22 protein-coding genes and 4 tRNA genes are annotated in these 25,487 nt (G+C 57.8%); 9 read left to right on the top strand and 17 right to left on the bottom strand.

The features are described 5' to 3' along the window. Nucleotides 1-144: 144 nt before the first annotated feature. Together cheR and QRN31_RS19385 are read right to left on the bottom strand one after the other, a co-directional pair. Nucleotides 145-972 (bottom strand): protein-glutamate O-methyltransferase CheR, encoded by an 828-nt coding sequence (gene cheR, locus QRN31_RS19390; RefSeq protein WP_074879171.1) that lies wholly within the window; start codon nt 970-972, stop codon nt 145-147. 47 nt (nt 973-1,019) lie between these two features. After that, nucleotides 1,020-1,952 (bottom strand): chemotaxis protein CheV, encoded by a 933-nt coding sequence (locus tag QRN31_RS19385; RefSeq protein ID WP_208669481.1) that lies wholly within the window; start codon nt 1,950-1,952, stop codon nt 1,020-1,022. A gap of 83 nt (nt 1,953-2,035) precedes the next feature. Here QRN31_RS19385 and flgA point away from each other — a divergent pair, with 83 nt between their 5' ends. The 4 genes from flgA (at nt 2,036) to QRN31_RS19365 (ending at nt 4,651) form a co-directional block, all read left to right on the top strand. Continuing rightward, nucleotides 2,036-2,797: a flagellar basal body P-ring formation chaperone FlgA gene (gene flgA / locus QRN31_RS19380; protein ID WP_285433940.1), complete on the top strand. Its 762-nt coding sequence runs from the start codon at nt 2,036-2,038 to the stop codon at nt 2,795-2,797. A gap of 172 nt (nt 2,798-2,969) precedes the next feature. Further along, complete coding sequence (flgM, locus tag QRN31_RS19375; protein WP_090187018.1) at nt 2,970-3,296, top strand: flagellar biosynthesis anti-sigma factor FlgM; 327 nt, start codon at nt 2,970-2,972, stop codon at nt 3,294-3,296. Between the two features lie 48 nt (nt 3,297-3,344). After that, entirely contained in the window at nt 3,345-3,812 is a 468-nt protein-coding gene (locus QRN31_RS19370; protein ID WP_285433849.1) for a flagella synthesis protein FlgN, read from the top strand. Between the two features lie 92 nt (nt 3,813-3,904). Then, complete coding sequence (locus tag QRN31_RS19365) at nt 3,905-4,651, top strand: flagellar brake protein (RefSeq protein WP_285433846.1); 747 nt, start codon at nt 3,905-3,907, stop codon at nt 4,649-4,651. Nucleotides 4,652-4,716: 65 nt separating this feature from the next. Here QRN31_RS19365 and QRN31_RS19360 read toward each other — a convergent pair whose 3' ends face one another. From QRN31_RS19360 to QRN31_RS19345, 4 genes are all read right to left on the bottom strand, one after another. Continuing rightward, the gene (locus tag QRN31_RS19360) at nt 4,717-6,087 is read right to left on the bottom strand and encodes an MFS transporter (protein WP_285433844.1); all 1,371 of its coding nucleotides are present in this window, start codon (nt 6,085-6,087) and stop codon (nt 4,717-4,719) included. Between the two features lie 70 nt (nt 6,088-6,157). Further along, entirely contained in the window at nt 6,158-7,399 is a 1,242-nt protein-coding gene (locus QRN31_RS19355) for a glutamine synthetase family protein (RefSeq protein WP_285433939.1), read from the bottom strand. A gap of 200 nt (nt 7,400-7,599) precedes the next feature. After that, a complete protein-coding gene (locus QRN31_RS19350; protein WP_285433843.1) occupies nt 7,600-8,292 on the bottom strand; it encodes a sensor histidine kinase in 693 nt (230 codons plus the stop codon). Continuing rightward, nucleotides 8,289-9,893: a tetratricopeptide repeat-containing response regulator gene (locus QRN31_RS19345; protein WP_285433841.1), complete on the bottom strand. Its 1,605-nt coding sequence runs from the start codon at nt 9,891-9,893 to the stop codon at nt 8,289-8,291. The genes QRN31_RS19350 and QRN31_RS19345 overlap by 4 nt, the downstream gene beginning before the upstream one ends. 202 nt (nt 9,894-10,095) lie before the next feature. Here QRN31_RS19345 and QRN31_RS19340 point away from each other — a divergent pair, with 202 nt between their 5' ends. Next, the gene (locus QRN31_RS19340; RefSeq protein WP_285433840.1) at nt 10,096-14,244 is read left to right on the top strand and encodes a CheR family methyltransferase; all 4,149 of its coding nucleotides are present in this window, start codon (nt 10,096-10,098) and stop codon (nt 14,242-14,244) included. Nucleotide 14,245: 1 nt separating this feature from the next. Here the strand turns inward: QRN31_RS19340 and QRN31_RS19335 are convergent, their stop codons facing one another. Beyond that, nucleotides 14,246-14,785 (bottom strand): hypothetical protein, encoded by a 540-nt coding sequence (locus QRN31_RS19335; RefSeq protein WP_285433839.1) that lies wholly within the window; start codon nt 14,783-14,785, stop codon nt 14,246-14,248. Between the two features lie 148 nt (nt 14,786-14,933). Continuing rightward, nucleotides 14,934-15,010 (bottom strand) — tRNA-Arg (locus tag QRN31_RS19330). 290 nt (nt 15,011-15,300) lie between these two features. Here QRN31_RS19330 and QRN31_RS19325 point away from each other — a divergent pair. Both QRN31_RS19325 and QRN31_RS19320 read left to right on the top strand, forming a co-directional pair. After that, entirely contained in the window at nt 15,301-15,534 is a 234-nt protein-coding gene (locus tag QRN31_RS19325) for a hypothetical protein (RefSeq protein ID WP_285433837.1), read from the top strand. Between the two features lie 23 nt (nt 15,535-15,557). Further along, entirely contained in the window at nt 15,558-15,737 is a 180-nt protein-coding gene (locus tag QRN31_RS19320; protein WP_090187083.1) for a PA3371 family protein, read from the top strand. On the opposite strand, the gene phnN is transcribed toward QRN31_RS19320, so the two are convergent. Continuing rightward, nucleotides 15,712-16,284, bottom strand: coding sequence for a phosphonate metabolism protein/1,5-bisphosphokinase (PRPP-forming) PhnN (phnN, locus tag QRN31_RS19315; protein WP_285433834.1), 573 nt, complete (start codon nt 16,282-16,284; stop codon nt 15,712-15,714). The two genes, QRN31_RS19320 and phnN, sit on opposite strands and share 26 nt — an antisense overlap. A 385-nt stretch (nt 16,285-16,669) precedes the next feature. Here phnN and QRN31_RS19310 point away from each other — a divergent pair, with 385 nt between their 5' ends. Beyond that, nucleotides 16,670-16,996 (top strand): Arc family DNA-binding protein, encoded by a 327-nt coding sequence (locus QRN31_RS19310; protein WP_028620557.1) that lies wholly within the window; start codon nt 16,670-16,672, stop codon nt 16,994-16,996. A 102-nt stretch (nt 16,997-17,098) separates the two neighbouring features. Here the strand turns inward: QRN31_RS19310 and mgtE are convergent, their stop codons facing one another. Next, complete coding sequence (gene mgtE, locus QRN31_RS19305) at nt 17,099-18,541, bottom strand: magnesium transporter (protein WP_285433832.1); 1,443 nt, start codon at nt 18,539-18,541, stop codon at nt 17,099-17,101. 321 nt (nt 18,542-18,862) lie between these two features. Between mgtE and QRN31_RS19300 the strand changes: the two genes are divergently transcribed. Beyond that, nucleotides 18,863-19,381, top strand: a complete 519-nt coding sequence (locus QRN31_RS19300; protein ID WP_285433831.1) for a cell envelope protein SmpA — start codon at nt 18,863-18,865, stop codon at nt 19,379-19,381. 19 nt (nt 19,382-19,400) lie between these two features. Here QRN31_RS19300 and QRN31_RS19295 read toward each other — a convergent pair. The 7 genes from QRN31_RS19295 to ltaE form a co-directional block, all read right to left on the bottom strand. Next, nucleotides 19,401-19,477, bottom strand: a tRNA-Arg gene (locus QRN31_RS19295). A gap of 71 nt (nt 19,478-19,548) precedes the next feature. Next, nucleotides 19,549-19,625, bottom strand: a tRNA-Arg gene (locus QRN31_RS19290). 107 nt (nt 19,626-19,732) lie between these two features. Then, nucleotides 19,733-19,823 (bottom strand) — tRNA-Ser (locus tag QRN31_RS19285). 62 nt (nt 19,824-19,885) lie between these two features. Continuing rightward, a complete protein-coding gene (gene csrA, locus QRN31_RS19280; protein ID WP_002554426.1) occupies nt 19,886-20,074 on the bottom strand; it encodes a carbon storage regulator CsrA in 189 nt (62 codons plus the stop codon). 189 nt (nt 20,075-20,263) lie between these two features. Beyond that, nucleotides 20,264-21,505 (bottom strand): aspartate kinase, encoded by a 1,242-nt coding sequence (locus QRN31_RS19275; protein ID WP_059404889.1) that lies wholly within the window; start codon nt 21,503-21,505, stop codon nt 20,264-20,266. A 91-nt stretch (nt 21,506-21,596) separates the two neighbouring features. Then, nucleotides 21,597-24,221: an alanine--tRNA ligase gene (gene alaS, locus QRN31_RS19270; RefSeq protein WP_285433829.1), complete on the bottom strand. Its 2,625-nt coding sequence runs from the start codon at nt 24,219-24,221 to the stop codon at nt 21,597-21,599. A 146-nt stretch (nt 24,222-24,367) separates the two neighbouring features. Next, entirely contained in the window at nt 24,368-25,372 is a 1,005-nt protein-coding gene (ltaE, locus tag QRN31_RS19265) for a low-specificity L-threonine aldolase (protein WP_285433827.1), read from the bottom strand. Nucleotides 25,373-25,487: the final 115 nt, after the last annotated feature.

Here is a 25,487-nt window from a genome sequence, read left to right as displayed (position 1 = left end):
AGTCGACATCTTCGCTGCCTGACCCTCCGCTATCGCGAGCAAGCTCGCTCCCACAAGGTCTAGTGGTGCTTACAGAGAAATCATCAGGCATAAAAAAAACGGGAGCCCCTGAGGACTCCCGTTTTCATGTGTGCCACCGCCCCATCACTTCGCCTGGTAAATGATCCCCGGGCTGCACTGGACCATCTGGTAGTGATCCGGCAAACCGTTCAGCGCTTCGGAAGCGCCGAGGAACAGATAACCGCCGGGCTTGAGCGTGCTGTGAATGCGCAACAGGATGTCTTTCTTCACCTCGGCGGAAAAGTAGATCAACACGTTGCGGCAGAACACGATATCGAACTTGCCCAGGGCCGCGTAGCTGTCGAGCAGGTTGAAGGAGCGAAACTCCACGCGGCTCTTGATCGGCGCCTTGATTGCCCAGCGTCCCGGCCCCTTGGGGTCGAAATAACGCTGAAGGCGTTCGGGAGACAGGCCACGGCCAATGGCCAGGCTGTCGTACTCGCCGGTCTTGCAGTTGGTCAGCATGGTGCCGGACAAATCAGTGGCAACGATCTGCACACCCATTTTCAACTGGCCCATGTTGACGCGCTCGAACTCATCGATGGACATCGACAGCGAATACGGTTCCTGACCCGACGAGCACGCCGCCGACCAGATCCGCAGACGTTGGCCGGGGGCCGCCTTGATCGCTGCGGGCAGCACCTTGTTCTTCAAGACTTCAAACGGATAGGTGTCACGAAACCACAGGGTTTCGTTGGTGGTCATGGCATCCACCACCATCTCGCGCAAACCACTGCGCGGCTGGGTCTGAATGCGCTGGACCAGTTCACCCAACGACTTGATACCCTGCTGTTCCATCAGTTTGTTGAGACGGCTCGAGACCAGGTACTGCTTGTTTTCACCGAGCAAAATGCCACAGGCTTTTTCCAGGAATACCCGGAACTGTTCGAAATCCAAATTACCCGTAGACAAAGATACCGCCTCTTAAATCGTGTTGAACCGCCAGGGACAAAAGGCCCCTAGCTGATATCTGCTGCTTTGATCCGGTCGACTACCCGGGATGCCAGGTCATCAGGACGGAATTTGGCAAGGAAGTCATCAGCACCGACTTTCTTGACCATCGCCTGGTTGAATACGCCCGACAACGAAGTATGCAGGATGATATGAAGCTTTTGCATGCGCGGGTCGGCGCGGATCTCGGCGGTGAGGGTGTACCCGTCCATTTCCGGCATCTCGATGTCGGAAATCATCATCAGGAACTCTTCTTCCGGCTTCTTGCCCTCGTCGACCAGCTTGCGCAGGTATTCCAGCGCTTGCCGACCGTCGTTCAACGCCACCACTTCGACGCCGACCGTTTGCAGGCAGCGCGTCACTTGCTTGCGCGCCACCGAAGAGTCATCGACCGTCAAGACCCGCAGCGACAACGCTTTGTGCTGGGTTTCGACATCCACCACGCCGACCGAAATCGCTTCCGGTGTTGGCGCCACTTCCGCCAGTACTTTCTCGACGTCGATGATTTCGACTAGCTGATTGTCGACCCGAGTCACAGCGGTCAGGTAATGATCGCGCCCGGTACCCTTGGGAGGCGGATGAATTTCCTCCCAGTTCATGTTGACGATGCGCTCCACCGAGCGCACCAGGAAACCCTGGGTCTTGGTGTTGTACTCCGTGATGATCACAAACGGATTGCTCTGATCCTTAAGCGCGCCGGAGCCGGTTGCCATTGCCAGATCAAGAATCGGAATGGTCGCCCCTCGGATATTTGCTACACCGCACACGACAGGACTGGACTTGGGCATCAGGGTCAGCTTGGGGCATTGCAGCACCTCACGAACCTTGAACACGTTGATCCCATACAGCTGCTGGCCGTCAAGACGGAACAACAACAGCTCAAGGCGATTCTGCCCCACCAGTTGCGTGCGCTGGTTTACCGAATCCATTACACCAGCCATGCACAGAACTCCTACACCAACGCTTAAGTGTGTTGCGACGCCCATTCATTGCTAAACGGCACGGCGCTTGCTTTTTAACTCTTATGAACACAGAACCGACATTTTTCCGACGCCTGACATCAAACTACCGCAAATTGCTTTGTGCGATGTCGGCCGTTTGCCTGTTCAACGCTGGCAGCCCTGCCCTTGCTGACGCGGTTACCTTGCCTGACATGCTTATCGGCGTCACTCAGGGCTTTCTTGAATTCACCGTAGAAGACTATTTGGCTACCAGTCAAACCGAAGGCCGCTACGAAATCGAAGTCAACCGGCTCGATCCACGTATGCATATGCCCATGTGCGACAAGGAATTGACAGCCACTTTGGAGAGCCCGGCGACCCCGATCGGACGGGTCACGGTCAAGGTTCGCTGTGATAGCTCATCGCCCTGGACCGTCTTCGTACCCGCTCAAGTCCGCCTGTTTCGGGACGTTGTCACGACCACTCGGCCGCTCAAGCGCGCCGGCATCATCGAACCCAGCGACGTGATGCTGCGTGAACGCGACATCAGTCTGATCAACCAGGGTTATTTCACCGCGCTGGATCAAGCCATTGGACAAAAACTTACCCGACCAACGGTCGCCGATCAGGTTCTGACACTGGTCCACCTGGAACAGGCGGAAGTCATTAGCAAAGGCGATCAGGTGGTGATTACGGCGCGCAGTGGTACGCTCAGTGTGCGCATGCCCGGCGAAGCGCTGTCCAACGGGGGTTTGCGTGAACAGATTCGAGTGAAAAACCTTAATTCCAACCGGGTCATCAAGGCGCAGGTGATCGCGCCAGGCCAAGTGGAAGTGGCTATGTAGATATCTCTGGCTCTATGGGTGAAGAGATGGCGCGTTGCCCGGCGGTTCCCTAAACTGTGCACCAGGCAGGAAAAGCACTGGCACTTGCACGCTCATTGATAAATGAGCCTAAAGTTTTTGCAGGGAGAGCCGAAAACATGGCAAGCGTCCAAATACCCAGAGGTTTTTTATCATGGTCATCGATTTCAGCCGTTTAAACAGCTCCTCGCCACTTACCGGCAGTACGCGTACCAGCGCCGCGAAGGAAACCGCCGAAGCCGGCAAATCCGCGCCGCTGAATACCCCGGCCGAACAGGCCAGTACCGTCACAAGCGGGGAATCGGTACACCTCAGCAATGAGGCTCAACAGTTGCAGAAGGTCACTGACAAGCTGCGCGATCAGCCTGCCGTCGACAACGCCCGCGTGGCAGAGTTGAAAGCAGCAATCGCCGATGGCAGCTATAAAGTCGACAGCAACCGTGTAGCCAGCAAACTGCTCAACTTCGAAGCCCAGCGCTAGGCCATTGCCTGCGCCAGGCTTTTGGACGCTTAAACCCCAAGGCCAGCCATGCACGATACTAATTTACTGCAACTGATCATCGACGACTTTGCCCCGGCGCAACACTTGCTGGAGTTACTGCAAACCGAGTCCCTCGCTTTGCATGGCCGCGACATGCAACTGCTCGAAGATATTCTCGCGCAGAAACAGGCACTGATCGTTTTGCTTGACCAGCATGGCCGCAAGCGCAGTGAAATCCTCGCCAGCCTCAACCTGCCGCTCGATCGCACGGGGCTTGAGCAGCTCGCCAGCCATTCCAGCATTAGCGAACAGTTGCTGACACAGAGCGATGTACTGACAGACCTCCTGGCTCAGTGCCAGGCTGCGAACGCCAGTAACGGCCAGTCCATTCTGGTCCAGCAGGCCGCCACGGCCAATCAGCTGAAAATCCTCACCGGTGGCGAACCACCCGCGCTTTATGATGCCCGCGGATCCACCGCCAAGCTTGCGAAGCCGCGCCCGCTCAGTCAGGCTTGAGCCTTTGCATCGACACGCCCTATCAAGACACGAAACATGCTGGCAAAATGCTGGCTCGCCGTAGTCATTTTTTGCCTGGAGATTGATTAACCGTGTTCAATACCCAAAGCGCGGAAGACGCCCCGCAGCCACCCAAGGTGCTTACTACACCTCTGGAAATCTCCAGCAACCTGCGCCAGCTTCAGGACAGCCATGACCCGCTGATCATCACGTTCCATGAGCGCACCCAGCGCTTCCAGAGCTATCTGGTGGACATTGATCGCGACAAAAATATGATCGCACTGGATGAAATGATCCCGCGTGACGGAGAACGTTTTCTGCTGGCCGGAGAACCGTTCAAGGTTGAAGGCTTCCACGACGGTGTGCGCATCGCCTGGGAAAGCAATGGCGCGCTGTCCATCGATGAGTCCGGCGATACTCGCTGCTATCGTGGCCCGCTGCCCGCTGAAGTGGTCTATCACCAGCGCCGCAATGCGTTCCGTGCAGCATTGAAACTGGCGCAACTGGTCAGCGTCGAACTGGGCGGTGACAAACTCAAGTCATCCCTGGGTGGCAAGTTGCTGGACATCTCAGCCACCGGCTGCAAGCTGCGCTTTGAAGGCGACATCACCAGCAGCCTGCAACTGGGCCAGGTCTATGACCGCTTCGTCGCCGCCCTGCCCTTCGGCAACATGACCGCCCCCGTCGAGCTGCGTTACCTGCACTTCGAAGAAAAGATCTCCACCACCTTCGCCGGTGTTCGCTTTCATAACATGAGCGGACTGGTGCAGCGGCAAGTCGAGCGTTTCGTCTATCAGCTTCAACGCGAAGCACGACGTTTCGACAAAGACGACATGTAATACGACGCTTCAACAAAAAAACGGGCAGTCCCTTGCGGTGACTGCCCGTTTTTTTATGCCTTGGTCTATGGCCTGGCCTCGGTAAAACTTTGCTCGCGGCCCGCGTCCGGATCTTCAGGTGGCGGATCCGCCTGCGGTTCCGTTTCCGGTTCAGGCTCCGGTTCAGGGCTGATCGGGCTCTGCATCTGGTCTTGCACCACCTGCTCATCGACACGCGGATCGAGGCACGCCACCAGCGGCGAACTGGACATGCTGTCCGGCATGGCCACGTGATGCAGCGGCGCATCGTCGACCTGATGCAGGTTGGTGACCGCTTTGGGGCGGATGCGCCACACCAGCACCAACGCAAAGAAACTGAAGAAGGCGTAGAGCATGTGGCTGCCAAACAGCTTCATCAGTACACCGGCCACCAACGGCCCGATACTGGCGCCAACGCCGTAGGTCACCAGCAACATCGCGGTAAGGGAGACACGACGATCACCTTCGACATGGTCATTGGAGAACGCCACCGCCAGCGGATACAGGCAGAACATCACCAGCGAACAGAAGAACCCGGCGACAAACAAAATTTCCAGCGGCACCTGCTGCATGATGGCCAGCGGCAACGCCGTCAGGGCCAGCACCACCGCAAAGCAGCGGATCAACAACGCCCGGTCATAACGGTCGGACAGCCAGCCCAACGGCCACTGCACCAGCAGCCCGGCAAAAATACAGCTACCCATGAACAGACCGACCTGTTCGGTGGACAACCCTTGCTGCGAGGCATACAGCGGTGCCAGACCGTAGAACGAGCCAATGATCAGCCCCGCCCCCAGCACCGTACTCAACGACTGCGGCACGCGCTTGATGAAGAACCGCGGTTCCATTGGCGCCGGATGCAATGGTGCCGGGTGAATCCGGCGTGTCAGGGCCACCGGCACCAGGCACAGCGCGAAGCACAAGGCGACCAGCATCAGCAGCTCAAGGCCCAGCGCCGGGTGCATGACCAGAATCAGCTGACCCAGCACCAGCCCAAGGTAGGAGGCGATCATGTAGCCGCTGAACACCGTGCCACGCTGCGAAGCTTCGGCCTGCTCATTGAGCCAGCTTTCAATGACCATGTACTGGCACATCATGCCCAGGCCAACGATGATCCGCAGGAATATCCAGGCTGGCAGCCAGTCGATCAGGCCGTGGCCGAGCACCGCCGCGCCGACAATCCCGGCGCAGGCCGAATAGGCTCGAATGTGGCCGACCCGGGCAATCAGCCGGTGGCCGATCTTGCCGCCCAGCACCAGGCCAAAATAGTTGGCCGCCATCAACGCACCGACCCACAGGCTGTCGACGTGATCGGCCGCCAGGCGCAAGCCCAGGTACGTACTCAGCAAGCCAGAGCCGATCAACATCATCAGCGAGGCAAAATAAAGCGCTCGAAAAGGTTTCCAGATTTGGCGCATCGGCGTTCCGAGCGGCTCCTTGCAGTGAGAGTCGGGCTATCCGAAAAGATAGACCGTAGACGATGGATCGTCAGGCCTGAGCAGCCAGGACACGGCGCTCCCAGGGCGTAATTTCATCGAAGAAGCTGGTCAACTCCATGGTCTTCGAAGCGACGTAGCCTTCGATGAACTCATTGCCAAACAGTTCCTTCGCCAATTGGCTACGTTTCAGACGTTCAAGAGCGGCATGCAAGGTACACGGCAACGAAAGATTATCCGGCACTTGGAATTCGCCCTGGATCGCCTCGCTCGGCTCCAGTTCGTTTTCAATACCATGCAAACCGGCGGCAAGGCTGGCAGCGATCGCCAGGTACGGATTGGCATCGGCGCCCGGCAGGCGGTTCTCGACCCGACGAGCGGCCGGCGAACTGGCGGGAATGCGCAACCCGGCGGCCCGGTTGTCGTGGGACCAGCAGGCATTATTCGGCGATGCGTAGGGATGGCACAAGCGCTGATAGGAGTTCACGTTCGGCGCAAACAGCGCGGTGAAGTCCGCCATGCAGGCCTGCTGACCGCCGATGAAATGACGGAAGGTAGCGGTCGGCTGCCCGGCCTCGTCGCTGAACACATTACGTCCGCTGCCAATCTCGACGATGCTCTGGTGAATGTGCATCGAACTGCCCGGCGTGTGCGCCAGGGGTTTGGCCATGCAGACGACGGTCAGGCCATGCTTGAGCGCGACTTCTTTGAGCAGATGCTTGAACAGCAAGGTCTGGTCGGCCAGCAGCAACGGATCACCGTGCAGCAAGTTGATTTCGAACTGGCTGACGCCCATTTCGTGCATGAAGGTGTCGCGTGGCAGGCCCAAGGCCGCCATGCAATCGTAGACGTCACTGAAGAATGGCCGCAAACCGTTGTTGGAACTCACGCTGAACGCCGAATGACCGTCTTCGCGTCGACCGTCCAGGCCCAGCGGCGGCTGGAATGGCTGGGTCGCATCGGGATTGGGGGCAAAGACGAAAAATTCCACCTCGGTCGCCACCACTGGCGCCAGGCCCAGGGCCGCGTAACGCGCGATGACCGCCTTGAGTTGGCCACGGGTCGACAGGTTCGAGTGTTCGCCGGTCAGTTCGTCGGCGTCGCAAATGGCCAACGCCCGTGGTGGATTGCTCCAGGGCAGGCGATGGATCTGCGCCGGATCAGGCACCAGCGCCAGGTCACCGTCATCGCTGCCGTAAAAACGTGCCGGCGGATAGCCGCCCATGATGCATTGCAGCAGCACACCCCGCGCCATCTGCAAACGCCGCCCTTCAAGGAACCCCTCGGCGGTCATTACTTTGCCGCGCGGTACGCCGTTCAAGTCCGGCGTGACACATTCAATCTCGTCAATGCCGGTCAATCGCTGCGCGAGTGAACGCTGGCCATCGGTTGTCATGACGCAATCCTTTGTAGTGGTGCAAGCCGCGAACGGCGACCCGTACAAAATAGGCTCCGCCCGTTCGGAATTTCAAGCAGCGCACACAAAAAGAAACGTCAGGGCAGATAGAGGCTGAACACGCCGCCGCCCAACGGGCCCCCGTTGCTGATCCGGGTGCGCCCCTCCACGCCATTGCGCTGATGCAAGGCGGCGATCCGGCCGGCGAAATACAAGCCCAGGCCCGTGCTGCCGCTGCTGTGATTGATGCCCTGCACATAGTCGGCCTGACGCTCGATCATCTCGACGGGATAGCCGTCGCCATCGTCATTGATGGTCAACATCAACTGACCGGCCTCGTCGCTGACACTGATCAGCAGCGACTGGCGCGCGTAACGAATGGCGTTGTTGATGGTGTTGGCCAGCACCGAGGCAACCAGCTCACGGTCGAAGAACCCCAAGGGACACAGCGGGTCGACCTCATAAGTCGCGATAATGCCGCGACTGGCGAACACTTCTTGATGGGCGGCCAGCTGCGCTTCGATAAAATCATCCAGCTCATGGTAGGCCGGCTGCAACGGCATCTGATTGACGCCCAGCTTGTACAGCCCCAGCAACTGCACGAGCATGCCGTTGAGGTGAGCGAATTCGAACTCGATGACGCCCTGCTCCGGGCTCTGCCGCTCTGAATCGGGCAAGCGCCCCATCCATTGGCTGTGGGCCTGCATCAGCATGGCCAGCGAATTCTTCATATCGTGCACGGTGGAGGCAATCACCGTGGAGAAATCCAGTGCAGGGTACTCTTGGCTCATCCGCTGAACGCCTTGATTTTCAGTTTCTGGTAGCGCGGATAACGCGCGTCGGTGTCGGGCATCATGCCGACCTGTTTCAGGCAGGCCCGGCACTCTTCAAGCTCGGGCGAAGGCACGCTGGTGTCCGTGCCGTGTAACAACGACTGCGCCATGTTCAGCGCGATACTGATATTTTTCGGTTGCAGGGCCAGTGCTTTGCGAAACACCGCCCGGGCTTCGACCAGGTTGCCGGTCTTGTACACCTGCACGCCTTGCCGATTGAGATCGGAAGCCACGTTGCCCGAATTCAGAATCGTCGGGTCATCGGTCAATTTGGCGATCCCTTGCATCACCACGGGATCATCACCGTAGATTTCCGCACAGTTCTTCAACATCGATGCACCGGCATTGGCCTGCCCGAGCATTTGCAGCTGCTTGGCCACCAGCAGCGCCGCTTCGGCGCTCATGAACTGCTCCATGCCGTCCAGGCGCAACATTGCTTGCTCAGTGAGCTTTTCCGCGGTTTCCGCGTCGTTGAGCAGCAGGCTGGTGGCTTTCATCAGCCGCGCACGGATTTGCAGGCCCGGGTCAGACGGGTTCTCCTTGGCCACCTGGCTGAGCGTCGTGTTGATCTCCAGCCGGGTGCGGGTATCCAGGCCTTTCTCGCTGCCTTTGCTGATCAAGGCGTGGGCCAGGCCCAGGTTGCTTTCGGCATCCTTGAAACGTGACTGAGCGCCTTGGGACACGGCCTGGCGATAAGCCTTCGACGCCGTTTCAAAATCTTCGTTGGCCATCGCCAGCTTGCCCAACTGCGCTTGCCGGCGCACCGCCAGCGGCGACAGGCGAATGGCCTCTTCCAGCACTCGCTGTGCACCCTTGTTGTCCCCTTCGGCCACTAGCACGTCGGCCATGCCGTCATACAGCGCCGGCATCATCGGAAACACCTTCAAGGCTTTTTCGTAGACGCCTTTGGCCTGGCTGACCTGACCACGCTTGAACAGCAATTTGCCCAGCCCGGCAAACGCCCAAGGCAAAGGCCGATCAGCGATGATGCCGTCGTAAAGGCGTTCCAGCGCTTCGTTCTGATTCAAGTCACGCAACGCGTCCGCGCGATAACGCAGACACAGCGGCGAATAACGGATGTCCTTCTTGCACAGCTCGATACAGGCGTTAAGCACTTCCATCGGCTTGCCGCGATCAAGTGCTTGCAGAATCGGCTTGAGCAGGTTCTTGCGTTGCTCCAGACGCTCCAGGCGCTGCGCAAGACCCGACCGGTTGAACGGCTTGGTCAGGTAAGCGTCGGGTTCATGCTCCAGCGCACTGAGCACCATCGCCTGGCTGGTTTCGGCGGTGACCATGACAAACACACTTTCATGGCTGATCAGCTTCTCGACCATCAAGTCTTCGAGCACCTGCTGACCGTTTTTCTTTCCATCGCCGAGGTGAAAATCCTGCAGGATAAAGTCGTAGGCCTTCTGCGAGCACATGCGCAGTGCCTGTTCACCGGTGTCCGCGGTGTCGACGTCCTTGACCCCTAATTCACGCAACATGGACCTGACGGAACTGCGAAAGTCCGAGAAATCATCGACGATCAGAAAACGCTTTTGGTGATACGACAGCATCGAAGATTTCCAGGCAGTTTAAGGAGAAGACCATGACCGATCGGGTTATCGGCCAGCAGTGCCATTCACTTGAGAACTCGTGCCAGCCAAGCGCCTCTAAATATTTGAAGGCGCTATTGAAAAACGGGATTATCCTGCTTTATTAAAGCCCGTTCAGCCCTATTTGATTTCAACGCCCCTATCGCCGGCTAAGGCAGCAGAAATGACCAGCACTCCCCCAGACTCGGCCAACGCTCCCAAGCGAAAAGCCTTGAGTCCCAGCACCCTGGACTTTCCGGTGGTCGGCATTGGCGCATCGGCGGGAGGACTGCAAGCCATCAAATTGTTTTTCGAAAACATGCCACACGACAACGGCATGGCGTTCGTGATCATTCTTCACCTGTCGCCCGACCACCAGAGCATCGCGGACAGGATCATCCAGGAATCGACCCGGATGCCGGTGCTGCAAGTCATTGAAACGGTGCCGATCGAGAAAAACCACATCTACGTCATTTCCCCGGCTCAACGGTTGACGATGAGCGACGGTGTGCTGGAGGTCAGCAACAACGATCCGAAGGAGGGCCGACACGCCTCCATAGACCTGTTCTTCCGCGACCTGGCCGAAGTGCACCGCGAGCACGCGTTCTGTCTGGTGCTGTCGGGCAGCGGCTCCGATGGTGCGGTCGGTTTGTCGCGCATCAAGGAACACGGCGGGATCACCATGGCGCAGGTGCCGGAAGATGCCCAGTTCGACAGCATGCCCCGCGCCGCCATCGAGACGGGCATGGTTGACCTGGTATTGCCAGTGGTGGAAATGCCGCAGAAGCTGCTGGAGTTGTGGCACAACTCGCAGGAAATCAGCTTGCCCACCGCCAACGACCCGGAACTGCAATCCTTCGCGTCCGTGTCCGAGCGAGACGCGGCGATCGCCGAGCAATTGCTGCATGACATCCTGATCCAGTTGCGCACCGGCACCGGTCACGACTTCAAGCATTACAAGCGCGCAACCGTGCTACGGCGTATTGAGCGCCGGATGCAGGTTACGGCCCAACCTGACCTCGCGGCCTATTACCGCTACCTGCAAAACAACCCCGAAGAAACCAAGGCCCTGCTGGGCGACATGCTGATCGGCGTGACCAATTTCTTCCGCGATCGCGAAGCATTCGAGGCCCTGGAACGCGATGTGCTGCCGCAACTGGTTAGCGCGGCCGTGTCGGCGCACCCCGAGAAAGAAGAAATCCGCGTCTGGTCGGCGGGCTGCTCCACGGGCGAGGAAGCCTACAGCCTGGCGATGCTGCTCAGCGACCAGTTGCAACTCGACTCCAGCAAAGCCAGGTTGCAATTGTTCGCCACCGACATCGATGAACGTGCCATCAGCATTGGTCGCGCGGGCCTGTATCCGCAAGCGATCGTGACCGACGTGCCGCCAACGCGACTGCGGCATTATTTCGTCAAGGAAGACGACCACTACCGGATTCGCAAGGAACTGCGCGAAAAAGTCCTGTTTGCCAAACACAGCCTGTTGTCCGATCCGCCCTTCTCGCAAATCGACCTGATCGTTTGCCGAAACCTGTTGATCTATCTGGATCGCGAAGTGCAACGCGAAATTCTGCAGATGTTCCACTTTGCGCTGCGTCCGGGCGGTTTTCTGTTTTTGGGTTCTTCAGAAAGTGCGGACGCGTGCCACGAGCTGTTCGCCCCGGTGGACAAGCGCAACCGGATCTTCCGCGCCAAAACCGGTACCGCCAGCAGCCGTCGTACCCCGACCATGCCGCGTGGTGGTTACATGCGCACCAATGTTTCCCGCGAGACCCCGCAAAACGCGGTGCAGCGCAAGCTGTCCTTCAGTGACATTCACCAGCGCGCCCTGGAACGAACCGCGCCACCGAGCATGATTGTCGATGCCAACGCCGACATCCTGCACATGAGCGAAAGCGCCGGACGCTTCCTGCGCCATGTGGGCGGTGAATTGTCACGCAATCTGCTGACGCTGATCCTTCCCGAGTTGCGCCTGGAAATCCGCACCACGCTGTTCCAGGTCCAACAGAGCGGCTTGGCGGTCAAGTCCCGCGCGGTGCCCATCACGCGCGACAATCGACGCTACAGGATCGACCTGCTGGCGCAGCCTTATAAGGACGACGAGTCGGAAGGCGAATTTGTCCTGGTGATTTTCGAAGAGTCCGAAATCGACCCTTCAGAGCAGGAAGCAACGACCCTGCTGCAAACCGAAAGCCAGGTCCTTTCCAACCTTGAACGCGAACTGCAACGCACCAAATTGCATTTGCAGGACACCATTGAGCAATCGGAAGTCTCCAGCGAAGAGCTCAAGGCTTCCAACGAAGAAATGCAGGCGATCAACGAAGAACTGCGCTCGGCCACCGAAGAGCTGGAAACCAGCAAGGAAGAACTGCAGTCGATCAACGAAGAGTTGTTGACGGTCAACTACGAGCTTAAAACCAAAGTTGAAGAAACCGACAAGATCAATGACTACCTGACCAACCTGATCGCCTCGACCGACATCGCCACGGTGTTTGTCGACCGCAGCATGCGGATCAAATGGTTCACGCCGCGCGCCACGGACATTTTCAGCATGTTGCCGGTGGATACCGGGCGGTCCTTGCTCGATATCACCCATCGCCTGCAATACGACGACCTGGCCAAAGATGCCGCACTGGTCTTCGAATCGTTGAACATGATCGAACGTGAAATCAGCAGCACCGACAATCGCTGGTACATCGCCCGTCTTCTGCCTTACCGCTCCAGCGAAGACCACATCGACGGCACGGTGCTGACTTTCATCGACATCACCAAGCGCCGCGCCGCCGAAGAAGAGTTGCGCCTGGGCGAAGAACGCATGCGCCTGGTGGCTGAAAGCACCCGCGATTACGCGATCATCACCCTCGATGAACAAGGTGTGATCACCAGCTGGAACAAAGGCGCCGAGTTGATTTTTGGCTACAGCAAGGCGGAAGCCGAAGGCGCCCATTACGACTTTATTTTCTCCGAAGAAGACCGCGACTCCGGCACCCCCAACGCCGAGCTGCAGAAGGTCCGCACCCAAGGCCGCAGCGAAGATGAACGCTGGTACGTGCGCAAGGACGGCAGCCGCTTCTATTGCAGCGGTGAGGTGACGCTACTCACCGGCGACAATCTGCGTGGCTACGTGAAAATCGCCCGTGACCTGACCGGCCACAAGCGCCAGCACGAAGAGCAAAGCCAGGCACTGGCCGAGACTCGCAACACCAGCTACCTCAAGGATGAGTTCTTCGCGGTCATGTCCCATGAACTCAAGCATCCCTTGAACCTGATCCAGCTCAACGCCGAACTTCTGCGCCGGTTGCCGGTGACCAAGTCGGTGGCCCCGGCCGCCAAGGCCGTCAACACGATCTGTGATGCCGTCAACAGCCAGGCGCGGATCATCGACGATCTGCTGGATGTCGCACGGGTGCGTACCGGCAAACTCAAGCTGCAACCGGTCACCGTGGATCTGGTCAGCGTGCTGCGCGACATTCATACGGTCGTCCTCAACGAACAGCACGAAACCACGGTCGAGCTTCATGTGCCTGCGCAGCCTTTAATGGTTCACGCCGACCCGACGCGCCTGGAGCAGATCATCTGGAACCTGGTGAATAACGCACTGAAATTCACCCCGCCAACAGGTCGCGTGCAACTGATCGCCAGCCAGGACGGCGACAAGGTGCGACTGGACGTCAAAGACAACGGCACTGGCATCGCCGTTGAAAACCTCGAGCATGTGTTCGATCTGTTCGGGCAGGCCGAAAAGCAGCACGCTTCACACCACCGGGAGGGACTGGGCATTGGCCTGTCGCTGGTGCGCCAATTGACAGAAGCACAGCATGGTACGGTCGAAGTCAGCTCGCCTGGGCTGGGCGCCGGCTGTACGTTCAGTGTTTGCCTGCCGATGGCCGGCACAGATGGCGAGGCTCACCCCGCCGCGCAGCACGACGAGGCTACCGGCAGGCTGAGCGGTTTAACCATTCTGCTGGTCGATGACTCCGCCGATGTGCTGGAAACCTTGAAGGTGCTGCTGGAAATGGAGGATGCCGAAGTCATCGCGTTCGACCGCCCGGTGGAGGCTCTGGATGCAGCGAAAAGCATGCATTTCGACCTCATCATTTCGGACCTTGGCATGCCGGTCATGAACGGTCACGAACTGATGAGCGCGTTACGCCAGCTACCGCTCGCAAAGGATGTGCCGGCCATTGCGCTGACGGGCTACGGCGCCCACAGCGACATTACAAAATCCCGGCAATCGGGCTTTGACCAGCACGTTGGAAAACCGGTGTCCTACGAGGAGTTGATCGAAACCATCGAGGCACTACGCTCCAAGAGCGTATCGATGGGTAAATGACTCAACACAAATAGGCGCGCTGTACGCTGACGCGCCGATCAATCGCTTGCCTGAGTCGCTCTTTATGGTCCGCCCAGACCCCAGGATCGACTTTGGGCGCGCGCATCAGATCAAGCATCGCCTCCTTGGCCGCCAGGTACTCCGACCAGGCGTCATCGGTGCGGATCTTCAGACGTTCACGCTCGGTCATTTCCATCCGCCGCAGAGCCAGCGTTGTTTCATCGGTGATCACTGGGTCCAACGTCAACTGCACCCGATGCGGCGCCACAAACGCCCGAGTATCGGCCACCAGCTCTCTGGCTCGCCGCGCCCCCCACTTCAACGCTGTGCAGTAAAACTCGCCGACACAGCGGTCATGAAACTCTTCGCAAATCGCCCAGCCACTGTCGGCATAAACCCCGATAAACACCTGAGTGATGCCCGTATGACTCACCCGCGCCTGAACTTCGACCTGGACGCCGTCGCTGAGCACTTCTTCGTGGATGTGGAGCGGTAACCGGGTGTTGGTCCATAGCCAGAACTGTGCGCCTCTGCGTCGCATTGCTTCGCTCCTTGTTTTGTATCTGGAGTAAGGCACAGCAATCAAAGACTTTCCATGTAGATCGTCGGTTTTGAGGACACAAAAAAGCCCTGGCGGAGGAAGGTTTCCGGCAGGGCTTTCTTTTTGCAGCGCGGGGCTGAAATCAATGTGGTGTCCCAGGGCAGGTTCGAACTGCCAACCTTCCCCTTAGGAGGGGGATGCTCTATCCAATTGAGCTACTGAGACACAAGTCGCCCGCGAATAATGCGGCGCGATAGACGGCGTGCATGTTAACGGGCAAGCCTGCTTTTGTCATGTCGTCCTTGGGCTTTTTAAGTGTAGGCAGACGCCCCTCGACACCGTAGCTTTTGTTTACCGTGCAAATTGCATCCTCTCAAAATGCCATCATTGCAATTTGCAATGAACGGTCTTCCCAACATTAAGCTAATTGATTGTTTTTAAAGGATTTAATAGCCGTTAGACTGTTGGCACGCGGGCTGCTTTAGCTGTTCTCAAGAACAACGGAGGTCAGCCTCATGAACAGCGCCCTATTACTCTCGAATGCGATCGCCCTGGCCATTGTGTTGGGATTTCATTTTGCCCCCGAGAACGGTGCTGCTCAGGTTGCCCAACACATGCCCCATTACCTACAGCTGCAAAAAGCCCCGCAATTGGCGGTCATGAGCGATCAGCGCGTCCTTGTCGGTCAAGATGTAAGCCAGCAATACGATCCGCCAGAAACACAGTCTTCCGAACGCTTGGTATTTTGATTTACCCCTATCAGGAGCACAGCATGTCCAAATCAGCCGCAGGATTTCTGATCCTTGCCTTACTGAGCGGCATTCTTCATCTGTCATTGATTCAGGACGCGGTTGTTACGCTGCCCCTGATTGCCTGCGGCGTTTTTAGCGGGCTGTTCGTGCTGGCGCTGATTGCCGGTCGCAAATTCAAGTTCGATCCGGTTCTGCGCTGACCGTGATCAACTTCAGAAGCTTTTCGACGGTGACGGACAGCTCGCCAGAGTTGTCGAGTCGATGAATTTGCACGTCACCGTCGCAATCGCTTGCGGCAAATAGCGCGTTACGGCGCAATCTCTCTTCAATTTGCACAAGACTCTCGCGATTACGCCGTAACAGTCGCTCGCGCAACACCTCTTCCTTGACCGTCAACAGCACAGGCAGCAGCGTGGGATATCGTTGCAGCGCCTCGGTCAGATGGCCGCGAGATCCGTTGACCAATACCTGCCGACCCTCCTTGAGCCAATGATCGATCTGGACCGGAATACCGTAATCCAGCCCATTGGCGTTCCATGACAACGCGAACTCACCCGCCTGCCGACGTCGCTCGAATGTTTCATGGCTGACGCCGATGGCATCCTCGCCCACGGATTCGGCGGAGCGCGTGATGACCCGTCGTACCACTTCGCAGTCAAGCGACTGAAGGGGTATTCGCGCCGCTTCGATGAGACTGTCCTTGCCTGATCCGGAGGGCCCCATCAAATAAATCAGCCTGCCATCCATCCTGAATAATCCTTCTACGCGCATGCGCCACTAGTAAATCGGCCATTTGCCACTATCCTGTTAAGGTAAGGACCACGGATCGAATCCACATAGCATGCACCTTCAGGCGTTTTTGGACACCACCTGTCGGGCAAAGGACGCGATCAGCGAAATGGCACTGGAGCAAACTTTTCAAACCAGTCCGCATTTCTGATAATTGGTGCTGGCATAACGCCTTTATCCAGTTCAATATTTGTCACAGAATTGACGCCAATGATCTGGCTTCCTTGAGGCATGATGCGAGCCTCTATCAATTCAGGTTGAACATTTGGCCATAGTGCTTGTCCTATTCGACATCCTGCGGCCAATCCCGAGAACCGCTCCCCTGAACTAACCGGTTAAATATATGCGCCCATTGAAACAGGCAATTTATTCCAGCCGTACGGCTGACAAGTTCGTCGTACGTCTGCCAGACGGAATGCGTGAACGCATTGCCGAGGTGGCTCGCAATCATCATCGCAGCATGAACTCCGAAATCATTGCGCGCCTTGAGCAGAGTCTTATTCAGGAAGGCGCACTGGGCGAAGAATTAAGCATGCGTCTGGACAGCCCGGAGCTGTCATTGCACGAACGCGAACTGCTGCAACGTTTCCGCCAGCTCTCCCACCGCCAGCAAAACGCTCTTGTTTCGCTGATTGCGCATGATGCCGAATTGGCCGCAGACGCTTCCTGATTCAACCCGAAAGTTCGAGCCAGCGTTATCGCTGGCTTTTTTTTGCCTGAAATTCGACCACAAAAAACCCGCCGATTGGCGGGTTCTTGATGGGCACTCAACTCACAGCAGGAATATTGTCGCCAGCCCGAGGAAGATGAAGAAGCCGCCGCTGTCGGTCATGGCGGTGATCATCACACTGGCCCCCATCGCAGGATCTCGCCCAAGCCGCGCCAGCGTCATCGGAATCAAAACCCCCGCCAACGCCGCCAGCAAAAGGTTAAGCGTCATGGCGGCAGTCATCACCACCCCCAGGGACCAACTGCCATACAGCAGATAGGCGACGATACCGATCACGCCCCCCCACACCAGCCCATTGATCAAACCGACGGCCAACTCTTTGCGCATCAGGCGCGAGGTGTTGCCGGTGCTCACCTGATCCAGCGCCATGGCGCGAACGATCATGGTGATGGTCTGATTGCCCGAGTTACCGCCGATACCCGCAACGATCGGCATCAATGCCGCCAGCGCCACCAGTTTTTCGATGGAGCCTTCGAACAGACCGATCACCCGGGAGGCGAGAAATGCGGTGATCAAGTTGACCGCCAGCCAGGCCCAGCGGTTGCGCAGGGATTTCCAGACCGAGGCGAAGATGTCTTCTTCTTCGCGCAGACCCGCCATGTTGAGCACTTCGTTTTCGCTCTCTTCACGAATCAGGTCGACCATTTCATCGATGGTCAGACGGCCGATCAACTTGCCGTTCTTGTCGACCACAGGGGCCGAGATCAAGTCGTAACGCTCGAATGCCTGAGCCGCGTCGTAGGCGTCCTCGTCCGGGTGAAAACTCACCGGGTCGCTGGCCATGACTTCCGAAACCTGTTTTTCCGGATCGTTGACCAGCAAACGCTTGATCGGCAGCACGCCCTTGAGCACGCCGTCGTTGTCGACCACAAACAATTTGTCGGTGTGGCTCGGCAATTCCTTGAGACGACGCAAATAACGCAAAACCACTTCGAGACTGACGTCCTCACGGATGGTCACCATCTCGAAGTCCATCAGCGCACCGACTTGCTCCTCGTCATAGGACAACGCGGAGCGCACACGCTCGCGTTGTTGAGTGTCGAGGGTTTCCATCAGCTCGTGGACGACGTCTCGCGGCAGCTCGGAGGCCAGGTCAGCGAGTTCATCGGCGTCCATGTCCTTGGCCGCAGCCAGGAGCTCGTGATCGTCCATGTCGGCGATCAGGGTTTCACGAACCGAGTCGGATACTTCGAGGAGGATGTCGCCGTCGCGATCAGCCTTGACCAGTTGCCAGAGCGTCAGACGGTCGCCCAGCGGCAAGGCTTCAAGGATGTAGGCAACGTCGGCGGAGTGCAGATCATCGAGCTTGCGCTGCAGCTCGACGAGGTTTTGCCGGTGAACCAGGTTCTCGACCCGGTCGTGATGCGGACCTTCCTGGCGATGAGTCAGGTCTTCGACGACGCGCTGGCGCTGCAGCAGCTCAATGACTTGAGCGAGGCGGTCCTGCAAGCTTTCTTGTGTTTTCTTTACTTCAACATCGGACATAGGCGAACTCCACTCCCAGCAGCGGGGCACGCCGGAAGGATCAATCAGTCAATTCATGATTGGAAAAACGGGATACTGAGTAACTACTGGGTAAGTCCATGGAGGTATTCCACAAGCCCCGGCGGGGCTGACGGGCGCAATGATACACCGCCCGGCGGTTTTAAACGTTAAAAAATCGTGGCTGAAACAAGCGGTTGCAAGACAAAGCTGAGTGCAGTCCTGATCTCTCCAACTGCGACGACTCATTCTGAAAAGAAAACACACCACCGTTGAAAAATGCAGCGACTACCCTTTGGCTTGGACCGTCATGGAGGACGCCAAATGCCATCTCATTCACATTATTTTTTGCTGACCATCCAGCTCTGCCTGCCACTCTGTCTGCACGCACAGACAATTCACCGCTGCGAAGCCGATGACGGGCGCATTACGTTCACCACCTTGAGTTGTACTGCCGGAGAAAACCTCTCGCTGCAGGATGTCCGCGCACTCCCTCCAAGCAGCACAGCGGCTGTCATGCCGGGAGCCGACAATCGCGAAAAATCCGACACGAAAGTAAAAAGAAGAGAACCGACCATTGTCGGCAAGACCGAGGATAAATGTGGAAACCTGATCAGTGCCAGGGAGCGGCGTGAAGCGATCATCAACCAACGGGTCATCGCCGGCATGAGCCAGCAGGACGTCGAGAGCGCCCTTGGCAAGCCAGACAAGGTCAGCGTTCGCAATTCAGCCACGAGCTACCGCTACGACACCAAGCGAGGTCGTAGCGCAAACGTGGAGTTTGATGAGAAAGGATGCGCCAAGGGAAAAGCCAAATCCCAGACGGCAAAAAGCCCGCGTTAAACGCGGGCTTTTTGATGTTTGGTGCACTCGACAGGATTCGAACCTGTGACCGCTCGGTTCGTAGCCGAGTACTCTATCCAGCTGAGCTACGAGTGCATTTGTGTTTTTAGACCAGATCACAACTGGTTGAAGCCAAGTCATTCACATTACTGCAACTGACTCTTAAATGGTGCACTCGACAGGATTCGAACCTGTGACCGCTCGGTTCGTAGCCGAGTACTCTATCCAGCTGAGCTACGAGTGCATTTGTTGCCGCGCATTATAGGCCGTTTAATCTCTATGTAAAGCACTTTTTCTAGTAATTTCAAACACTTACCGAAAAAGCTAGATTACAACGTACTACGCAAATAATGGCGGAGAACGGGGGATTCGAACCCCCGACACCCTTTTGAGGTGTACTCCCTTAGCAGGGGAGCGCCTTCGGCCACTCGGCCAGCTCTCCGCAACACGGGGCGTATATTAACCAGCTTCTTCCCCGTTTGCAAACATAAAAAACGATAAAAATTAATGGCTTGGTTCTTCGTCCTTCTCTTTCTTTATACGCAGGTAAATTTCCTCACGGTGGACCGCAACCTCTTTCGGGGCGTTGACACCGATGCGCACTTGATTTCCTTTAACGCCGAGCACGGTCACGGTGATTTCGCCATCACCAATAATCAGGCTTTCTGCGCACCGACGAGTCAGAATCAGCATACCTTTCTCCTCACGCATTTCATTTCAGGGACAACAGTCTGCAAAAAAAAGGCACTCGACCTACAACCTGAACGATCGCAGCCTTACATGCCTGAGTATTGACCAGCGCGAGCAAAAGAACAGTTCCTGGGTCGCGCCATTCAAAAAAGACAAAGGGCGCGGTCAGACCGCGCCCTTTGGCAAAACGCATCACTCGCCCTGTCGGGCCGGCGCGTCCAGTTCGAAAGCTGTGTGCAGGGCGCGCACAGCCAGTTCCAGGTACTTCTCTTCGATCACCACGGAAACCTTGATTTCAGAGGTCGAGATCATCTGGATGTTGATGCTTTCCTTGGCCAGGGATTCGAACATGCGGCTGGCCACGCCTGCGTGGGAACGCATGCCGACGCCGACGATCGAGACCTTGGCGATCTTGATGTCGCCAACCACTTCACGGGCACCGATCTCGCGAGCCGTGTTTTCCAGAACGGTCTGTGCGGCCTGGAAGTCATTGCGGTGTACGGTGAAGGTGAAGTCGGTGGTGTTATCGTGCGCGACGTTCTGCACGATCATGTCGACTTCGATGTTCGCGGCACTGATCGGGCCGAGAATCTTGAACGCCACGCCCGGGGTGTCTGGCACGCCACGGATGGTCAGCTTGGCTTCATCGCGGTTGAAAGCGATGCCGGAAATGATCGGCTGTTCCATGGTTTCCTCTTCATCAATAGTAATGAGGGTGCCCGGACCCTCCTTGAAGCTGTGCAGTACGCGCAGCGGAACGTTGTACTTGCCGGCGAATTCCACCGCACGGATCTGCAACACCTTGGAACCGAGGCTGGCCATTTCCAGCATCTCTTCAAAGGTAATCTTGTCCAGGCGCTGAGCCACGGATACAACACGCGGATCGGTGGTATAGACGCCATCGACGTCGGTGTAGATCTGGCATTCGTCAGCCTTCAAGGCTGCCGCCAGCGCCACACCGGTGGTGTCCGAACCGCCACGACCGAGGGTGGTGATGTTGCCGTGCTCGTCGACGCCCTGAAAACCGGCGACAACCACGACACGACCCGCCTTCAGATCACCGCGAATCTTCTGGTCATCAATCTGCAAGATCCGCGCTTTATTGTGCGCACTGTCCGTCAGAATCCGCACCTGATTGCCGGTGTACGACACCGCTGGCACGCCGCGCTTGATCAGCGCCATCGCCAACAGCGCAATCGTCACCTGCTCACCCGTGGAGACGATCACGTCCAGCTCGCGCGGAACCGGCTGGCCGTCGCCACTGATTTTCTTGGCCAGATCGATCAGACGGTTGGTTTCGCCGCTCATTGCAGACAGCACAACCACCAGGTCATCGCCGGCATCGCGGAATTTCTTAACCTTGTCGGCGACCTGCTCGATTCTCTCGACAGTACCGACTGAGGTGCCTCCAAATTTCTGTACGATCAAAGCCATTTCAAAGCCGCCTCAGCCCATGAAGGGCGCCCAAATAATCACTCAAACAGCGTTGTGGCCCGCCACTAGACTGCGGGCCGCATACACTGCCTTATAAACCCTGCTCAACAAATGGAACGGTCAGGGCCAATGCCGCATCCAGTGCGCCAGCGTCAGTACCACCGCCCTGCGCCATGTCTGGACGACCACCGCCCTTCCCGCCCACTGCCGCAGCGGCTTGTTTCATCAAATCACCGGCTTTGAGTTGGCCAGTCAGGTCTTTGGTTACGCCTGCAACCAGAACGACCTTTTCCTCATGGACACTGCCGAGCAGGATCACTGCGCGGCCGAGTTTGTTTTTCAGTTGATCGACCAGCGCCAGCAGCGCCTTGCCGTCCTGACCGTCCAGACGCACGGCCAGCACTTTCACGCCCTTGACGTCCAGAGCGGAGGCTGACAAATCGTCGCCCGCCGCGCTGGCAGCCTTGGCCTGCAACTGCTCGAGTTGCTTCTCCAGCAGACGGTTGCGCTCCAGCACAGCCGACAGCTTGTCGATCAGGTTGTCGCGGCTGCCCTTGACCAGGTTAGCCGCTTCCTTGAGTTGTTCTTCCGCAGCGTTCAAGTATGCCAATGCCGCAGCACCGGTGACCGCTTCGATACGACGTACGCCAGAGGCTACACCGCCTTCGCTGATGATTTTCAGCAGGCCGATGTCGCCGGTACGGTTGGCGTGGATACCGCCGCACAGTTCGACGGAGAAATCGCCGCCCATGCTCAGTACGCGCACGTTGTCGCCGTACTTCTCGCCAAACAGCGCCATGGCGCCTTTTTTCTTGGCGGTTTCGATGTCGGTTTCTTCGGTTTCAACTTCGGAGTTCTTGCGAATCTCGGCGTTGACGATGTCTTCCAGCGCCTTCAATTGCTCAGGCTTGATGGCTTCGAAGTGGCTGAAGTCGAAGCGCAGGCGCTGACTATCGACCAACGAGCCTTTCTGCTGGACGTGATCGCCCAGCACCTGGCGCAGTGCGGCGTGCAGCAAGTGAGTCGCCGAGTGGTTCAACGACGTGGCGTGACGCACCTCGGCATCAACATGAGTCTCGACCGGCGCACCAATGGTCAGGCTACCCGAGGCCAGCACGCCGTGATGCAAGAAAGCGCCACCGGCTTTGGTGGTATCGCGTACGTCGAAGCGTGCGTTGCCGACCTGAAGGTAACCGCAGTCGCCAATCTGACCGCCGGATTCAGCGTAGAACGGCGTCTGGTTCAGTACGACCACACCTTCTTCGCCTTCGCTGAGTACGTCGACCGACTGGCCATCTTTATAGAGACCAACGACTTTCGCCGAACCTTTAGTCGCTTCATAGCCGGTGAATTCGGTGGCCACGTCAACCTTGACCAGGCTGTTGTAGTCCATGCCGAAGGAGCTGGCCGAACGAGCACGGACGCGCTGGGCTTCCATCTCGCGCTCGAAGCCTTCTTCGTCGATGGTCAGGCTGCGCTCACGAGCGATGTCACCTGTCAGGTCCATCGGGAAACCGTAGGTGTCGTAGAGTTTGAACACCACGTCGCCCGGTACCACGTTGCCTTTGAGTTCGGCCAGATCCTGCTCGAGAATTTTTAGGCCCTGCTCCAGGGTCTTGGCGAATTGCTCTTCTTCGGCTTTCAAGACGCGCTCGATGTGCGCCTGCTGGGATTTCAGCTCAGGGAACGCTTCGCCCATTTCAGCAACGAGGGCTGCAACGATCTGATAGAAGAAACTGCCTTTGGCGCCCAGTTTGTTGCCGTGACGGCAGGCGCGACGAATGATCCGGCGCAGCACGTAGCCACGGCCTTCGTTGGATGGCAGCACGCCGTCGGCAATCAGGAAGCCGCACGAACGAATGTGGTCGGCTACGACTTTCAGGGAAGCCTGATTGTCGTTGGTGCAACCGATGGCCTTGGCCGATGCGCTCAGCAGGCTCTGGAACAGGTCGATTTCGTAGTTCGAGTGAACGTGCTGCAGCACGGCACTGATCCGCTCCAGGCCCATGCCGGTATCAACCGACGGTGCTGGCAACGGGTGCAACACGCCATCGGCGGTGCGGTTGAACTGCATGAAGACGTTGTTCCAGATCTCGATGTAACGGTCGCCGTCCTCTTCCGGCGAGCCCGGTGGGCCGCCCCAGATGTCGGCGCCGTGATCGTAGAAAATCTCGGTGCAAGGACCGCACGGGCCGGTATCGCCCATGGTCCAGAAGTTGTCGGAAGCGTAAGGCGCGCCCTTGTTGTCGCCGATGCGAACCATGCGCTCGGCCGGAACGCCGATTTCCTTGGTCCAGATGTCGTACGCCTCGTCATCGCTGGCGTAAACGGTGACCCAAAGCTTTTCCTTGGGCAGGTTCAGCCACTTTTCGGAGGTCAGGAAGTTCCACGCGTAGGTGATCGCGTCGCGCTTGAAGTAATCACCAAAGCTGAAGTTACCCAGCATTTCGAAGAACGTGTGGTGACGAGCGGTATAACCGACGTTTTCCAGGTCGTTGTGCTTACCGCCGGCGCGCACGCATTTCTGGCTGGAGACCGCGCGGGTGTACGCGCGCTTTTCCTGGCCCAGGAAGCAGTCCTTGAACTGGTTCATCCCCGCGTTAGTGAACAGCAGGGTTGGGTCGTTGCCCGGAATCAAAGAGCTGGAGGCTACACGGGTGTGGCCTTGCTCTTCGAAGAAGCGAAGGAAGGCTTCACGGATTTCTGCGCTTTTCATTAGGTTCTTCCACGGAGGCTGCGGCCAAAGGCCTGTGCGAAACGTCAACAGACGAAGCGACGGCAAAGGGCCGCATTATATCGGCCCAGCGCGCGGGGTACAGCGTGTTTATACGATAGAAACGGTCAATTGGACCGCTAACGCGATCAGTTGCAAGAAAAGTCGACGAATGTCGCGACGACCTGCTCGATTTGAGCACGGCTCACGTCCATGTGCGTAACCATTCGCAAGCGACCTGCCGCGCTCAGCTTGATGCCGCGTTCGCCGGCAAACGCCTTGATCGCCTCAGCCTTGTCGCCCATCTGCACATAGACCATGTTGGTCTGCACCGGCTCGACTTCGTAACCCGCCGCGCGCAGACCCTCGGCCAACAATTGAGCATTGGCATGGTCATCGGCCAGGCGCTGGACATTATTGTCCAGGGCATACAGCCCCGCCGCCGCCAGAATGCCGGCCTGGCGCATGCCACCACCGACCATCTTGCGCAGACGGCGTGCCTTGCCGATCAATTCGGCGGAACCGCACAGCACCGAACCAATCGGCGCGCCCAGACCTTTGGACAGGCAGACCGAGACAGAATCAAAATACTGAGTGATCTGGCGCGCATCAACACCCAATTTGACGGCCGCGTTGTACAACCGGGCACCGTCGAGGTGCAAGGCCAGGCCATGTTCCTGGGTGAAGCTGCGGGCCCGCGCCAGATACTCCAGCGGCAAAACCTTGCCTTGCATGGTGTTTTCCAGCGCCAGCAAGCGCGTGCGGGCGAAGTGGAAATCGTCCGGCTTGATCGCGGCCGCCACGTGGGCCAGGTCCAGCGAACCGTCGGCCTGCACCTCCAGCGGTTGGGGCTGGATCGAACCGAGCACAGCCGCGCCGCCACCTTCGTACTTATAGGTGTGAGCTTGTTGCCCGACGATGTATTCATCGCCGCGCTCGCAGTGAGCCATCAGGCCCAGCAGGTTGCTCATGGTGCCCGTCGGCACGAACAGCGCAGCGGCGAAACCCAGGCGTTTCGCCAGTTCGGCTTCCAGACGATTGACCGTCGGATCCTCGCCATAAACGTCGTCACCGGTGGCCGCGTTGGCCATCGCGTCGAGCATCCCTGCGGTCGGTTGGGTGACGGTGTCGCTGCGAAGATCGATAACGCTCATGAATCTGGCCTCGGTAAGCAGGGGAAAATCCCTTTCAAGATGGAAGTACTGCGGTCATGAAGATGAATAATCAACCCTTGGGCACGGAAAAGACCCGCCTTATCAGTTAAAAACT

This window comes from Pseudomonas sp. fls2-241-R2A-110 (assembly GCF_030209165.1).
Classification (GTDB): domain Bacteria; phylum Pseudomonadota; class Gammaproteobacteria; order Pseudomonadales; family Pseudomonadaceae; genus Aquipseudomonas.
Note: the sequence above shows the minus strand (reverse complement) of the source record. Positions and strands in the feature narration are given on the sequence as shown.

What these genes read in the sequence shown, in the direction of transcription:
- flgM (WP_090187018.1), top strand. Translation starts at nt 2,970, where the DNA reads ATGGTCATCGATTTCAGCCGTTTAAACAGCTCCTCGCCACTTACCGGC.
- QRN31_RS19340 (WP_285433840.1), top strand. Translation starts at nt 10,096, where the DNA reads ATGACCAGCACTCCCCCAGACTCGGCCAACGCTCCCAAGCGAAAAGCC.
- QRN31_RS19350 (WP_285433843.1), bottom strand. Translation starts at nt 8,292, where the DNA reads ATGAGCCAAGAGTACCCTGCACTGGATTTCTCCACGGTGATTGCCTCC.
- ltaE (WP_285433827.1), bottom strand. Translation starts at nt 25,372, where the DNA reads ATGAGCGTTATCGATCTTCGCAGCGACACCGTCACCCAACCGACCGCA.
- alaS (WP_285433829.1), bottom strand. Translation starts at nt 24,221, where the DNA reads ATGAAAAGCGCAGAAATCCGTGAAGCCTTCCTTCGCTTCTTCGAAGAG.
- QRN31_RS19320 (WP_090187083.1), top strand. Translation starts at nt 15,558, where the DNA reads ATGTCCAAATCAGCCGCAGGATTTCTGATCCTTGCCTTACTGAGCGGC.
- QRN31_RS19275 (WP_059404889.1), bottom strand. Translation starts at nt 21,505, where the DNA reads ATGGCTTTGATCGTACAGAAATTTGGAGGCACCTCAGTCGGTACTGTC.
- phnN (WP_285433834.1), bottom strand. Translation starts at nt 16,284, where the DNA reads ATGGATGGCAGGCTGATTTATTTGATGGGGCCCTCCGGATCAGGCAAG.
- QRN31_RS19335 (WP_285433839.1), bottom strand. Translation starts at nt 14,785, where the DNA reads ATGCGACGCAGAGGCGCACAGTTCTGGCTATGGACCAACACCCGGTTA.
- QRN31_RS19310 (WP_028620557.1), top strand. Translation starts at nt 16,670, where the DNA reads ATGCGCCCATTGAAACAGGCAATTTATTCCAGCCGTACGGCTGACAAG.
- flgA (WP_285433940.1), top strand. Translation starts at nt 2,036, where the DNA reads ATGAACACAGAACCGACATTTTTCCGACGCCTGACATCAAACTACCGC.
- QRN31_RS19360 (WP_285433844.1), bottom strand. Translation starts at nt 6,087, where the DNA reads ATGCGCCAAATCTGGAAACCTTTTCGAGCGCTTTATTTTGCCTCGCTG.
- QRN31_RS19355 (WP_285433939.1), bottom strand. Translation starts at nt 7,399, where the DNA reads ATGACCGCCGAGGGGTTCCTTGAAGGGCGGCGTTTGCAGATGGCGCGG.
- QRN31_RS19325 (WP_285433837.1), top strand. Translation starts at nt 15,301, where the DNA reads ATGAACAGCGCCCTATTACTCTCGAATGCGATCGCCCTGGCCATTGTG.
- QRN31_RS19300 (WP_285433831.1), top strand. Translation starts at nt 18,863, where the DNA reads ATGCCATCTCATTCACATTATTTTTTGCTGACCATCCAGCTCTGCCTG.
- QRN31_RS19385 (WP_208669481.1), bottom strand. Translation starts at nt 1,952, where the DNA reads ATGGCTGGTGTAATGGATTCGGTAAACCAGCGCACGCAACTGGTGGGG.
- csrA (WP_002554426.1), bottom strand. Translation starts at nt 20,074, where the DNA reads ATGCTGATTCTGACTCGTCGGTGCGCAGAAAGCCTGATTATTGGTGAT.
- QRN31_RS19345 (WP_285433841.1), bottom strand. Translation starts at nt 9,893, where the DNA reads ATGCTGTCGTATCACCAAAAGCGTTTTCTGATCGTCGATGATTTCTCG.
- QRN31_RS19370 (WP_285433849.1), top strand. Translation starts at nt 3,345, where the DNA reads ATGCACGATACTAATTTACTGCAACTGATCATCGACGACTTTGCCCCG.
- mgtE (WP_285433832.1), bottom strand. Translation starts at nt 18,541, where the DNA reads ATGTCCGATGTTGAAGTAAAGAAAACACAAGAAAGCTTGCAGGACCGC.